General features: G+C 66.4%; 13 protein-coding genes and 1 pseudogene. 8 read left to right on the top strand and 6 right to left on the bottom strand.

Annotated features, from left to right (window positions below):
* Positions 1–46 precede the first annotated feature (46 nt).
* Both AC57BS_RS05290 and AC57BS_RS05285 read right to left on the bottom strand, forming a co-directional pair.
* Positions 47–781 (bottom strand): hypothetical protein, encoded by a 735-nt coding sequence (locus AC57BS_RS05290; RefSeq protein WP_496410409.1) that lies wholly within the window; start codon positions 779–781, stop codon positions 47–49.
* Complete coding sequence (locus tag AC57BS_RS05285) at positions 778–1,191, bottom strand: MFS transporter (protein ID WP_496410408.1); 414 nt, start codon at positions 1,189–1,191, stop codon at positions 778–780. The genes AC57BS_RS05290 and AC57BS_RS05285 overlap by 4 nt, the downstream gene beginning before the upstream one ends.
* 446 nt (positions 1,192–1,637) lie before the next feature.
* On the opposite strand from AC57BS_RS05285, the gene AC57BS_RS05280 reads away from it, so the two are divergent.
* The 5 genes and pseudogenes from AC57BS_RS05280 to AC57BS_RS05260 form a co-directional block, all read left to right on the top strand.
* Entirely contained in the window at positions 1,638–2,675 is a 1,038-nt protein-coding gene (locus tag AC57BS_RS05280) for a hypothetical protein (RefSeq protein ID WP_496410407.1), read from the top strand.
* 496 nt (positions 2,676–3,171) lie between these two features.
* Positions 3,172–3,501: a transposase gene (locus AC57BS_RS05275; protein WP_496410406.1), complete on the top strand. Its 330-nt coding sequence runs from the start codon at positions 3,172–3,174 to the stop codon at positions 3,499–3,501.
* Positions 3,501–4,313: an IS3 family transposase gene (locus tag AC57BS_RS05270; RefSeq protein ID WP_496410405.1), complete on the top strand. Its 813-nt coding sequence runs from the start codon at positions 3,501–3,503 to the stop codon at positions 4,311–4,313. Before AC57BS_RS05275 ends, AC57BS_RS05270 begins: the two co-directional genes overlap by 1 nt.
* A 289-nt stretch (positions 4,314–4,602) precedes the next feature.
* Complete coding sequence (locus AC57BS_RS05265) at positions 4,603–5,610, top strand: IS481 family transposase (protein WP_496410404.1); 1,008 nt, start codon at positions 4,603–4,605, stop codon at positions 5,608–5,610.
* A gap of 52 nt (positions 5,611–5,662) precedes the next feature.
* Positions 5,663–5,863 (top strand): annotated as a pseudogene (locus AC57BS_RS05260) (integrase core domain-containing protein); the annotation flags it as partial.
* Positions 5,864–5,932: 69 nt separating this feature from the next.
* On the opposite strand, the gene AC57BS_RS05255 reads toward AC57BS_RS05260, so the two are convergent.
* Positions 5,933–6,871: a M48 family metalloprotease gene (locus AC57BS_RS05255; protein ID WP_496410403.1), complete on the bottom strand. Its 939-nt coding sequence runs from the start codon at positions 6,869–6,871 to the stop codon at positions 5,933–5,935.
* Between the two features lie 429 nt (positions 6,872–7,300).
* Entirely contained in the window at positions 7,301–7,735 is a 435-nt protein-coding gene (locus AC57BS_RS05250; RefSeq protein WP_496410402.1) for an Hsp20/alpha crystallin family protein, read from the bottom strand.
* 134 nt (positions 7,736–7,869) lie between these two features.
* Between AC57BS_RS05250 and AC57BS_RS05245 the strand changes: the two genes are divergently transcribed.
* Positions 7,870–8,256 carry a DnaJ domain-containing protein gene (locus AC57BS_RS05245; protein WP_496410401.1) on the top strand — a complete coding sequence of 129 codons (387 nt, stop codon included), beginning with the start codon at positions 7,870–7,872 and terminating at the stop codon, positions 8,254–8,256.
* 443 nt (positions 8,257–8,699) lie between these two features.
* Here AC57BS_RS05245 and AC57BS_RS05240 read toward each other — a convergent pair whose 3' ends face one another.
* Positions 8,700–9,671, bottom strand: coding sequence for a hypothetical protein (locus AC57BS_RS05240; protein WP_496410400.1), 972 nt, complete (start codon positions 9,669–9,671; stop codon positions 8,700–8,702).
* A 168-nt stretch (positions 9,672–9,839) separates the two neighbouring features.
* Positions 9,840–10,844, bottom strand: a complete 1,005-nt coding sequence (locus AC57BS_RS05235) for a LacI family DNA-binding transcriptional regulator (RefSeq protein WP_496411246.1) — start codon at positions 10,842–10,844, stop codon at positions 9,840–9,842.
* Between the two features lie 332 nt (positions 10,845–11,176).
* Between AC57BS_RS05235 and AC57BS_RS05230 the strand changes: the two genes are divergently transcribed.
* Together AC57BS_RS05230 and AC57BS_RS05225 are read left to right on the top strand one after the other, a co-directional pair.
* Positions 11,177–12,526, top strand: a complete 1,350-nt coding sequence (locus AC57BS_RS05230) for an ABC transporter substrate-binding protein (RefSeq protein WP_496410399.1) — start codon at positions 11,177–11,179, stop codon at positions 12,524–12,526.
* A complete protein-coding gene (locus tag AC57BS_RS05225; RefSeq protein ID WP_496410398.1) occupies positions 12,523–13,470 on the top strand; it encodes a carbohydrate ABC transporter permease in 948 nt (315 codons plus the stop codon). The genes AC57BS_RS05230 and AC57BS_RS05225 overlap by 4 nt, the downstream gene beginning before the upstream one ends.
* Positions 13,471–13,473: the final 3 nt, after the last annotated feature.

Genomic DNA, 13,473 nt, shown 5'->3' with positions numbered 1-13,473 from the left:
CTCGGTCACGGCGGGTTTGGACCCAGGGGACGGCGTGGTGGAGGTATCACAACCTGGCCCGTGCCTGTTGGACGGCGAGTACGCCGCATAGCCCGGCCAGGACTGCCAGAACCAGGGCCACCGAGACCGGCTCGGCGAGCGCGGTGATCATCAGCGGGAATCCGAAGCCGATGTAGGCGGTGGCGTAGAAGCCGGCGGACACGGTGCCCAACCTCCCCGGGCTGGCCAGCGCGGGAAGTCGCGAGATCCCGCTGGCGAGCGCGAGACCGCCCCCGGCTCCGAGCACGGCCGAGGCCGGGATGACCATCAGCAGGAGCCCGGGTAGTGCGGCCGCGAGGGCCGTGCCGCCAAAGCCGACCATTCCACAGGCAGCAGCGACGGGTGCGGTGCGCGGGCCGAGACGACCCTGGAGCGGGGCGGCCAGCGCTCCCGCGCCGAGGGCGAGGCCGACCATCAGACCGGTCAGCGCCACCGGCGCTACTGGGAACCCGACGAGGACCGGTACCGCAGCGATCGTGCTCGCTGGGAAGGCGTAGACACACACCGCGAGCGGTGCGACGACGAGCAGGACGGTACGTCGGGCGCCGGGCCGGAACGCTCCGGCGGAAGAGGCATCGGGGGTGATCGGATGTCGGATCAGCGACTCGGCAACCGACAGCGAGACCCGGAGTGCCGCCAGCAGGATGACCACGTGCAGCAGGTACGGGAGGACCAGGGGCCACGGTCCCCACTGGCCGATCAGGCCCGCGTACGCAGGTCCGATCGCGAAGCCTCCCGTCATGGCCACCGCGGCCGTGCGAGGGCCGGCGTGGTTCCCGCGTCGGACGGCCGTCTCCACCAGCCAGGCGCTTCCGATGCTGAATACCGTTCCCGAGGCCGCCCCTTGCAGGAACCGGACGAGGTAGAGGAGTGGCTGCTGTCCGCGGCGAGGATGAACAGCAACGATGCGAGGGCCGCGCAGACCGCTCCCGGGAGGACGACGCGACGACGTCCGAAATGGTCGGCGGCCCGACCCGCGACCGCGAGCGCGAGAATCAGTCCCAGTGCGTAGACGCCGAAGATCGCGGTCAGGGACTCATCGGTCATCGAGAGTCGCTCGCGGTAGACAAGGAGCAGGGGTGTGGGGACGTTGGTCCCGATGGCCACCGCGAGCAGCAGGGCCGCGAGCCGTCGTTCAGCGCTCCAGGTCACACGGCGCAGCCTCGCACGCGCCCCGGCACGACCGACGTCGTCACCCTGGGGAGACCCTCCGAGATGCCGTCCGCGCGCTGCACCTACCGGCGAGGAAAACACGGAGCGATGACCGATGCGGGATCCGCTTACGGGACCCCCTACTGGTGCCTGCGGCCATCGCCCGCCCCGCATCAAGGACCTGAATGCACTCAGCAAGGAGATGTTGTCGCCCGCCAGAGTTCAAAAGGGAGGGTGCAACGCGATGGCCCGCCACTGCTGTCGACGACTGTCGACGGCGCTCGAAAACGAGGTTATAGCGACTGGGAAAGGATCGTCTGGACCAGGACGCGGCGCTGTTGACTTCTGCGGTGGTCGAGCGGAGCATCGAACGGGCGGTCAGAGTCGGCGATCTCAACCGGTCGGGCAGACGACCACGCGGGGGCACGAGCCGAAGCGGAGCCATCATGACCATCTCCCGTCGTCGCCACACTGCGTTTGGCACCGCGCTTGCCACAGCGCTCGCGATCGCGTTTGTGCTGCCAGGTCCCGATGTACGGGCCGAGAAATCCTCAGAAGCGGCCGCGGTGGTCACCGTGCTCAACGAAACGGCCCTCAGCGGCCTGGGGTCGGGGAGTGCAATCGGGCCCGACGGCGCCCTCTACGTCACGAATGGGAGCAAGGGCACTCTCGTCCGGGTCAATCCGACGACGGGTTCGGCCAAAGTGGTTGGCAGGGGTCTGCCCCGCAAGTTCATCGATATCGGCGGCGCGATGGACGTCGCCTTCATCGGCGGTCGTGCCTACGTGATGGTCATCCTGGCAGGAGTCGATGTCGGAGGTCCCGATGACGTCATGGGCATCTATCGCCTGAAGCGAGACGGCACGTTCTCCGTGTTCGCCGACTTGGGCAAGTGGTCGACGGCGCACCCGCCCAAAAACTCCGACTGGTTCCTCTCGCAAGGCGTCCAGTACTCGATGGACGTGTGGCGGAAGGGCTTCGTCATCGCCGACGCGCACCTCGCTCGGGTGATTCGGGTCAACCGGAGGGGACGGATCAGTGAGCTGGTGGCGTTCAGCAGTACCGACCGGGTCCCCACCGGACTCGAGGTAGCCGACGGCAAGGTTCTCCTGGCCACGGCGGGACCGATCCCGCACGTCCCGTCCACCTCCAAGATCAATGTGGTGCGTCGGAACGGATCAGTGAAGGTGGTCGGCAAGTGGTCCGCGGACTATGCGGGCAATCGTGGCCTGATCGTCGATGTCGAGCACGACCAGGGCCGGTTGTACGGGCTGCTTCAGGGCTACTGGAACCTGGAGCCGACCTTCGAGAACGAGGGCTTTCCCGCCAAGCCGAACACCGGCGAGATCGTTGTCGTCCGCGACGACGGCACCTTTAAGACCGTGGTGCGCGGCCTCAACCAGCCCACCTCGCTGGAGCTCGTTGACGGAGTGGGCTTCGTAGTGACGTTCTCCGGAAGGATCCTGCGGATCGACCGTTTCTGAGACCACCGACCCCGCAGGAACAAGGCAGCAGGCCAAGACCTTCGAGCAGACCCCCGGGGGGCACGAGCGTGAACCTCCGACGGCTGGCGTACGAGTCCGGCGGCCTACCGCCGACCTAACGCCTGCCGATCCAGAGGTCGTCGACTCAACAAGCCCTTCTATGAATGCGGGGCGGTTTGAAGCCCCGGGAGGAGACCATGAGCAAAGGATCCTGGCGCTGCCGCTTCGGACTTCACAGGTTCGTCGTCATGTGGAACGAGGACAATCAGCGTTACATGCGTTGACGCCGATGCGGAAAGGACCACCCGGGCGGCCGTAGCGGCGCATTGGACCGCTTTACAGACATTGGTGGCGGCGGGTAGGCCGCTCTGCGGTTTCGACGTGCTCGGCCTGATCACGGAGGCCGATCAGGCCGCTCATCATGTTGAATCGCCCCGGGTCTGATGGAGGCTCTGGTGTGTCCCTGGTCCCACGGAGTCTGGATTTCTGGATTCTGGTGCCTGACACCAGGAGGAACAGATGGGGCGACGGGGCTACCCGGCAGAGTTTCGACGCAAGGTCCTCGACCTTCTCGCGGACGGCAAGAAGCGTCGCCAGCATCGCGCACGACCTCGACATCAGCGACCAGACGATCTACAGCTTGCGTCGCCAAGACCGCATCGACCGGGGCCTTCAACCCGGGCTGAGCACCGCCGAGAACGCCGAGTTGGCCAAGGCGAAGCAGCGGATCGCCGAACTCGAGGCAGAGCTGGCAATCAGCCGCCGCGCGACCGAGCTTCTCAAGGAGGAGACCAGCCCAAAAGGCGGTACGCGGCCATCGAAGTGATGGCCGCGGAGGGGATGGCGGTCCAGGTCGCGTGCAAGGTCCTCGGTGTCTCGGAGTCCGGGTTCTACGAGCACCGCAGACGCGCGCCGTCCGAACGCTCGATCCGCCACGCGATGCTGACCGACCTGATCACCCAGATCCATCTCGAGTCCCACGGCATCTACGGCGGCCGGCGCGTGCACGCCGAGCTCACCCTCGGCCGGGGCGTCGTAGTCGGGCACAACCAGGTGCAGCTGCTGATGCGCCGCGCAGGCCCGGCTGGCATCACCGGGCGACGTCGGTGGAAGCGGATCCTGCCCGACAACATCGCCACCGACCGGGTCGAAAGGCAGTTCAACCGGGCCGGCCCGAACCAGCTCTGGGTCACCGACATCACCGAGCACCCGACCAGAGAGGGCAAGGTCTACTGCTGCGTCATCCTCGACACCTACTCACGCCGTGTCGTGGGCTGGTCGATCGACTCCTCGCCGACCGGCGGCCTCCCCGGCGACCTCCGCGCCGGCCGTCCTGTCTGCGTGACCATCCAACCTGGCTGTCGTCCCATCAACACCTCCACGATCGAGGTGTTACTTCGACTGGTTGAACCCAGGCAGTTCGGTTCCTGGGCCTTCACCAAGCGCGCGAAGGACTCCGGTCTGCTCGCCTCGATGGGCAGCATCGGCGACTGCTACGACAACTCCATGATCGAGGCGTTCCGGTCGCGCATGCAGGTCGAGCTCCTCGACCGCAAGAAGTGGAACACCCGACTCGAGCTAGCTGTGATGCCCAGGCACGTTGGTCGAGATCCTGCGACGACACGGTTTGACCTGTGATGGGTGAAGGCCTCCCCGGTGTGGAGTGGAGCTGTCTATGAACCGCTCCGCCACCGAAGGAGGCCTTCATGTCCCACGCTACCCATGCCAACGCCGCANCCGCAACCGCTCACGATGAGACGGCTACGCCATACCGTCTAGTCGTCCAGGTGGGTGTCTACCTAGCTGTGATGCCCAGGCACGTTGGTCGAGATCCTGCGACGACACGGTTTGACCTGTGATGGGTGAAGGCCTCCCCGGTGTGGAGTGGAGCTGTCTATGAACCGCTCCGCCACCGAAGGAGGCCTTCATGTCCCACGCTACCCATGCCAACGCCGCATTGACCCCTCGTGCCCGCCTCAAGATGGCCAAGCTCATCGTCGACGGGGGCTGGGACATCGCCCGCGCCGCCGAGCGTTTCGACGTGTCGTGGAAGACCGCAAAGAAGTGGGCTGATCGCTACGAGGCCGAAGGCCCAGCCGGGATGCTTGATCGATCCTCACGTGCGCACCACCAGCCCAACCGCACTCCGGTGCGGGTGGTGCGCAAGATCGTGCACCTGCGGTGGAAGCAGCGGCTGGGGCCGGTTGAGATCGCCGACCGGCTCGGCATGCAGTCCTCGACCGTGTACGCGGTGCTGGTCCGGTGCCGGCTCAACCGGCTTGCCCACATCGACCGTGCCACCGGTGAGCCGATCCGCCGCTACGAGCACGAGAAGCCCGGCGACCTGATCCACGTCGACGTCAAGAAACTCGGCAAGGTGCCCGACGGCGGCGGCTGGCGCTACGTGGGCAAACAACAGGGCGAGAAGAACCGCGCCGCGACCGCTGCGCGAACCGGTTCGCGCAGCAAGAGCTACAACCCAAACATTGGCACTTGCTACCTGCACACCGTCATCGACGATCACTCCCGCGTCGCCTACGTCGAAGCCCATGATGACGAGACCAAGGAGACCGCCACCGAGGTCCTCAAGAACGCAGTCGCCTGGTTCGCCGAGCGTGGCGTCACCGTCACACGCGTGCTCAGCGACAACGGCAGCTGTTACAAGTCCCACCTGTGGCGCGACACCTGCGCCGATCTCGGCATCACGCCGAAGAAGACTCGGCCCTACCGGCCGCAGACCAACGGCAAGATCGAGCGCTTCCACCGCACCCTGGCCGAGGGCTGGGCGTTCAAGAAGTTCTACAACTCCGAGTCAGCCCGACTCGCGGCTCTGCCAGCATGGGTCCACCAGTACAACCACCACCGGCCCCACTCAGCAATCGGGAAGGCCGCGCCCATCACCAGGTTGGACAACCTGGCTGGGCATCACAGCTAGCCAACGCGATCTTCGAATACCTCGAGATCTGGCACAACCGCAAGCGTCGTCACAGCCAACNGGCAAGATCGAGCGCTTCCACCGCACCCTGGCCGAGGGCTGGGCGTTCAAGAAGTTCTACAACTCCGAGTCAGCCCGACTCGCGGCTCTGCCAGCATGGGTCCACCAGTACAACCACCACCGGCCCCACTCAGCAATCGGGAAGGCCGCGCCCATCACCAGGTTGGACAACCTGGCTGGGCATCACACCTAGCGGTACGTCTATTGGTCAGGGGCCCGGTGCCGGCAGCGGCAGCGGCAGCGAACCCCTTAACCGAGCTGCTCACCGAACCCTGGTGGCTGAGATGAGGCGGGCCACCCGCTCCTCGGTCGAGGGGTGGGTCAGGAAGAGACTGGCGAAACTGGCGCGGCTGCCGGTCAGCGGGTTGACGATGTACTTCGACGCCTGAGTGGGGTGGACGTCCATTGGCACCGCCCGGGCGGCCCGGTCGATCTTCACCAACGCGCGGGCGAGCGGGCGACCATCGCCGAGCAACTGTGCGCCGGTCCGGTCGGCCTCGAACTCGCGACTGCGGGAGAGCGCCATTTGCAGCAAACCGGCCGCGAGTGGAGCCAGCAGGGCCGCGACCAGCACGGCGATCGGGTTCAGCGTGGCGCCCTCGTCCTCGTCGTAAGAGCTGCCGAAGAATGGCAGCCACGCGGCCATGTTCGCCAAGAAGTTGATGCCCGTCGCGACGGCGGCGGCGACCGAGGAGATCAGGACGTCCCGGTTCCCGATGTGGCTCAGCTCGTGCGCCAGCACCCCTTTGAGCTCGTCCCACGTGAGGAAGTCGAGGATCCCGCGGGTGACCGCGACGGCGGCGTGGTTCGGGTTGCGGCCGGTCGCGAACGCGTTCGGCTGCAGATCGGGGGCGAGGTAGAGCTTGGGCGTGGGAAGCCCGGACTCGGCGCACAGCTCGCGGACGATGCGGTGGTACTCGGGCATCTCCTCCGCGCTCACGGGCACTGCGCCGGCGGCACGGATGGCGAGGGTGTCGGAGAACCAGTAGGACCCCCCGGCGACGAGCAGCCCCAAGACAAGGCCGACCACGGCGCCGCCCCGGCCGAACAGCGAGCCCACGAGGACCAGCAGGCCACCGAGAGCGCCGAGGAAGACGGCAGTCTTAGCCGTGTTGAGCACGGCTCGCGTGGCGGAGAACACGGGTCGACGCCGGCCGTACATCCTCCTCGGCGGGCGCGTGGGGAACGTCAGAGTCGTCATGTCGGACCCTCCTTCCTTCGGTACAAGGACGACTCAACGCATCTACGGTGGCGGCCTGCCGGTGGCAACTGAACGTCTGCCCACTCCAGGACCACAACCGCATAGTGCAGCAGTTACGAGTCTCGATTCGTCGATCACGTGTCAACGGTGCTTCGTGTGTTCGCCGTGGTTTCGGTATTCCATCTCGAGTCGGGGCCCCGAGCCCGGGTTGGGTCGCCGGGGCCCGCTCATTCAGTTCCGTTGTTCGTGCCGTGGGTGGTTGCCGTACAACCACTGACCGGCCACCCGGCGCAGGCGGGTGAGAACGTCAGACGTGCGTCTCTCCGCACCCGACCGGAACGCGCGGATCCGTTCGCTGATCGCCGTGCCCATCACCGTTCACCTCCTCTCGTGTGCAGGGACGTGGGCGCGCCACCTGGAGCGGTCGGGTCAGCTGGTGATCTCCTTGTTCGACTCGCCGATCGACTCGCCCGCGGTGATCTCGACCTTTCGGGGCTTGGCCTTCTCCGCGATCGGGATGGTGATGGTGAGGACGCCGGCGTGGTAGTCGGCGTTGAGGTTGTCCGCGTCGAGGTTGTCGCCCAGGAACAACTGCCGGCTGAACACGCCGTAGGGGCGCTCGTCGATGAGCCGCTCGGCACTGTGGCTGGCGGGTGGCTTGCGCTCAGCGTGTACCGAGAGCACGTTCTGCTCAACGGTGAGGTCGATGGTGTCCGGTGTGACGCCGGGAAGGTCGAGATGGATCACGAAGGTCTCACCTTCACGGTAGGCCTCCATCAGCATCACTGCGGGTCGGGCACGGGTACCCAGCGCAGCCTCGGCGAGGCGGTCGAGGTCGCGGAACGGGTCGGTTCGCATCAACATCGGTGCTCCTCCTTGCTGGCGTCTCTGGTCCGAGGACCATCGATTGACCTATACTGGGTATTAAAGATTTTCTCACTCGGTAGGCAACAGTTCAAGAGGATCCCGGACAGTCACTCCGTTCGAGGAGGTTCCGCATGGCACAGGGGAACGCCGCCCCGCTTGCGGCGTGGACGGTGTTGGGGTTGGGACCGGGTGCGCCCCGCTCGGAGATCGCCCGGGCCTATCGGCTGCGTGCGCGCGCCATCCACCCAGATACCTCCGGAGCGCCTGATGCGGCCAGGCGTTTCGACGAGCTCGTCACCGCCTACCATCAAGTGCTCGGATCCCTGGAGCACCCGACTACGACGGTCGATCCGGTCCCGAAGTCGAAGAGGCCTCGCCCCGCGCCCGGCCGGTCAGCGTTCGCCACAGATGCGGACCCGTCCCTGACGACCTCGCTGCACACAGACACCTGGTGGTTGATCGTCGGGCCAGCAACCGTCACCCGCATCCCGAGGGCGACGCCACGACCGCCACGCTGAAGCCAGACCCAAGGGTCAAGGCCCGCGTCCGCTGACGACAGCGTTCGCTTGCGGGGTAAACGCACTGGCGGACGTTGACCGCGGTGAGTCCTCGCCCGCTGAACGTCGGGTGCTCAAGTGCAAACCCCGGGTTCGGTGGCCCCCGAATGCACTCAGACAGGAGATGTTGTCGCCCGCCAACACGCGATAGGGAGGGGGCAAGCATCAGCGCTACGCCTGGTTCGAACCGTGCGACGCCGCCCCCGTGCCGGGATCTTCATCGGACGGGTGCACTGGGACGAGCCAACGCACATCAGGCGAACGGCAGCATGGTTTTTCGGATGACGTTTGGCTTGCGGGACAACCGGGAATGCCGATGAGTGTTCGAAGCCGATCATCCGCGAAGTAGCGGCGGACACTTGTCGATCCGCCAGCCGGTGTCCGATATGCCGACGTGTTCGCCTTCACACGGCGCTCTGTCGCTCGTCACGTCGCTGCAGCACACCGGCCGCGTCTACGACTACCGGGATGGGGTCGATGATCTCGAAGGAGAGCACGCCGGAGGGTTCGGTGTTGCGGAACCCGATCAGGGCCCATGAACCGTCTCGGCGCTGCACCAATGGCGCGGCGAAGAGGTCTGGCTCGGCGGTGAAGGGGCGCGCGAGGCCGATATCCCAAGGGCCGTGCGCATTGCCTCCAGGTACGGACCATGTGCAGTAGTCGCCGGTCAGCGCGCGACGCTCGGCTGTCATCTCCTGAGGGTGGCAGGTGAACACCAGCACCCATCGGCCGTCGACTTGTTTGACCTGGGCCACCTCGAGCTGGCCGAAACCAAATCCGGGGTCGCACACCGGCGGACCGATCTCCCACGTGCGCATGTCGCTCGAGGTCGCGTGCGCCAGGACGCCGTCGTCGTTCTGGCCGTGGGTGTGACTGCGTGCGCTGATGAGCATGTGCCACCCATCCCCATCCGGATCGCGGAAGACGAAGGGGTCGCGCCACGTTTCGCTGGCCGAGCCGTCCTCCGGCAGCGTCGTGTACCAGGTGGGATCGGCGGCGAGAAGAGGCGAGTCGCCGACCTTGCGCCACGTAAGCAGGTCTTCAGACTCGGCCAATCCGATGAGCTGGTCTCGGACGCCGTACCCGCGCGAGCTGGTTGCGGTGTAGTACATCCGCCACACCCCGTCGTCGCCTTGAACGGTGGAGCCGGTCCAGATGGACACGTCGTCCCATGCTCCTTCTGTGGGGCCGAGCGCGTCAGGAAGGATCTCCCAGTCCACGAGGTCCCGCGAGCGGGCGTGACCCACGGTCGCAGCCAGGTGTCGCAGCCCCGCGTCGACTAGCGAGCGGGGCGCCTGCAGATAGAACAGGTGGTAGAAGTCGCCGTCGTCGGCGACCCAGCTGTCCCAGATCCAGTTCGTCTCGGATACGAGCATCAAAGCCTCCTGGGTGCTGCTAACCGGTGGGTGGTCAACGAGTGTTCGGGTGACGGATGACGGGTCGGGGCACGCGATGTAGACGACCCTCGCCTCGCCGGCAGCTTTGTATCCGCAACCACCCTGGAGTCGGCATCGAAGTCACTCGCGGGGACGGGACTCGCGGGTTCAGGCATGGCCCGGGTCAGCTACGCGTGCCGTGCTGCCACGGGGCACCAACCTGGTCGGCACGATGATCGACGACGGGGGACCGTCCGTGCGCCCGAGGACGCCGAGGACGAGCCGGCCGGCGTGCTGACCTTGCTCGAAGACTTCTTGGCGCACCGAGGTCAACCCAACCTGCGCCGAGAGTGGGTGGTCGTCGATGCCGATGACCGAGATGTCCTCTGGTACGCGCAGCCCCGCCTGCCGGATGGCTCTCAAAGCGCCGAAGGCGATCTCGTCGGAGTGTACGAAGACGGCCGTAGGCGGCTTACGCATGGTCAACAATTCGGCCATCGCCTGTGCGCCTTCGTCCGCACCCCACGGTGAACGGACCAGCAGCTCCGGATCGGGTTCGACACCAACGGACTTCAACGCCTCCGTGTAGGCCAGTGCGCGGCCGTCTATCGGCCACACCACCGCGTGCGGGTCGATCGCGTCGATCATGGCGATGCGGCGATGACCCAGATGTAACAGGTGGTTCATCGCCTGCCAGCCGGCCTTCTCGTCGTCGATGCTCACCAGCGGGTACGGGGCCGACTGACCGCCGGCCGCCACGACTCCTACACCCATGAGCGCGAGGCGCTCCTGCTCCTCGGGGTTGACCGGGATGCCGACCACCAGGACGGCATCGACCTTGCGGCGTGCGGGCAGGTCGTGAAAGAACGAGCGTCGGTTCTCGGCGTCCCCGACGTGGTAGAGCATCAGGTCGAGGTTGGCCTGCCGGAACACCGACTCGATGCCGTTGAGCATCTCCCCGAAGAACCATCGCGACAGGTGCGGGACGACCACCGCGACCCGGCCGGTCGACCCGCCGGACAACGCGGACGCAGCCGGGGACACCACGTAGGACAGCTCGGCTGCGACCTCCAGAACCCGAGCGCGGGTCTTCTCCGCGACACCGTAAGCACCATTGAGAGCCCGCGACGTCGTCGCCATGGAGACTCCCGCGGCGCGAGCGATGTCCTCCATGTTGACGTGCGACCCCCCCGCAGTAGGAAGCGCTTTCGATTCCTTGCGGCGAGAAGGGCGTCGAGTTCCGGAGGTGCCGGGCTCGGCATCTTTGGCGGTCATGTGACTCACTCTAGCCAGCGCGCGCGCCAGGGCACCACAGTGGCGGGTCGATTACGCAGATCAAGCATGATTTCGTGGACACCGAACCGCCCTGCCTGGTCTTGGCGGCCCGTTGCGAGTGGCGATAAAGAGGCTCCGGGGCGGTCGTTGACACCTCTCACTGGCTGTGACATGGTTCACGGAAACGTTTCCGAACTATATCGGAACTGCTCGCCCATGGAGGGAACCTCATGACCGCTCAGCGTTCGATTCGCGGGTCTCGGCACCGCCTGATTCCGGGGGCCGCGGCGCTGGTTGCCGCCTCGATGCTCGTTGCCTGCTCCTCTCCGGGAAGCGGGGGCGCCGGCGAGGCTGACACCACCGTCGACCCGGACGCCATCAGCACCGACGTTGGCGACGAAGAGGTGGAGATCACCCTCTACGACGGCGCCGGCCTGAAGGCCATCGACGACACCCTCATCGAGGCGTTCACGGAGCAGTACCCGAACATCACGGTCAAGACCCGGTTCGACCCCGACGACGTCCAGGCCCAGAATGCACCCCGCGTGCTGGCCTCCGACGACCCCCCGGACATCGCCCGCATCAATGCGCTCTCCGACATCGTCGGCAACAACCAGTTGACGAACCTCGACCCTTACGCCGAGGCGTACGGGTGGAACGACCTTCCCGAGGGTCAGCTCGCGATGTACCGCGTGGACGACGACGGGGTCCGTGGCTCCGGTTCGCAGTACACGGTCGCCAGCGGTTTCGTCCTCACCGGCATCTACTACAACAAGGACGTGGCCGAGGAGCTCGGCGTTGAGCCCCCCACCACGGTCGAGGAGCTCGAGTCGACCATGGCCACCGCCAAGGATGCGGGTGTCACACCCATCATGTCGGGCAACCAGACGGGCGGCGCGACGTTCGCTGTGCAGATGATGATGAACAACACCGTCGGCAAGCAGCCGATCAACGACTGGGTGTTCAACGTCCCCGACGCCACCATCGACACCCCCGAGGCGCTCGAGGCAGTCGAGATCGTCGAGGGCTGGGTCGACAACGGCTACTTCAACGACGACGCCAACGGCACGGACGGAACCGTAGCGCTCGGCCGGTTCGTCAAGGGCGAGTCCCTGTACTTCTTCTCCGGCAGCTGGGACGCGTCCGCGCTGCAGGACCAGATGGGCGACAAGGTCGGGTTCGTCCTCGCTCCCGTCGGCGAGGCAGGCTCCCCGCTCGGCATGTCCGACCCGGTCTCGAACTTCGGCATCCCGGCGCAGTCAGACCAGAAGGACGCAGCGGCCGCGTTCTTGAACTTCCTGCTCTCACCCGAGGCGCGCCAGATCGTCGTGGACACGGGAGCCGGCCCCAGCGGTACAGGCGAGACCCCCGAGACGGAGCCCGGCTCGCTCAAGGCTGAGGTTCAGGAAGCGTTCACCCAGCTCGTGGAGGCCGACGGTCAGGTGCAGTTCGTGCAGAACGCCACCAGCGGCATCAACGCCGACTGGTTGTCCCAGACCCAGGAGCTCCTGGCCGGTCGAGTCAGCCCCGCCGACTATCTGGCCAACATCCAGGGCGCGTACGAGGAACAGCTCCAGTGAGTGGCACCCTGGACGCCACGCTCGCGGGCGAAGCCGTGAGCGAGGTCGGGGGCGGGGGCGGGCACGCCCGCCCCAGGGCGCGCCGCAACACCAACTGGAGCGGGTGGCTCTTCGCACTCCCCGCGCTGATCATGTACGTGGTGTTCGTCCTGCGCCCCATCGTGACCGCCTTCCAGTACTCGTTCTACGACTGGGACGGCATCACCGCCTCGGAGTTCGTGGGCATCGAGAACTATCGCCGCGTGCTCACCGAGCCGGAACTGCTGGGCACCATCGGGCACTCGTTCTTCCTCATCATCTTCTTCACCCTCATCCCGGTCACCGGCGGCCTGCTCATCGCCGCGCTGCTGCAGGAGATCAAGCTCCGCGGCCTGGTCACAACGGCGCGCACGCTGCTGTTCCTGCCGCAGATCATCCCCGGCGCAGCCGCCGCGATCGCGTGGGTGTGGATGTTCTCCTCCAACGGAGCCGTCAACCAGCTCCTGCGGGCCATCGGCCTCGACAGCTTCACTCGAGCCTGGCTCGGTGACTTCACTTGGGCGCTGCCCTCGGTCGGCGTCATCGGCAGCTGGCTGGGACTGGGGTTCTGCACCATCCTGCTGATCTCCGGCATGGGCAAGATCGACGGCTCCATCTACGAGGCAGCCCGCCTCGACGGCGCCGGCTTCTTCAACACCTTCCGATCAGTCACGCTCCCCGGACTGCGTCACGAGATCGGCGTGTGCGTCACCATCACCATCATCGCCGCTCTCGCCAGCTTCGACATCGTCCTCATGTCGACTCAGGGCGGGCCCGGCAACGCGACCATGGTCCCCGGCGTTCTGATCTACCAGCTCGGCTTCACCGAGTCCCGCATCGGACTGGCCAGCGCCGTCGGCATCGTGCTCACGGTTCTCATCCTGGCCGTCATCCTTCCCATCCAGCGCTTCTTCAAGGAGGACTGACCA

This window comes from Nocardioides sp. BGA-UO-ETr-FS32, assembly GCF_059567905.1.
This window is presented reverse-complemented; position numbering and strand designations above follow the sequence as displayed.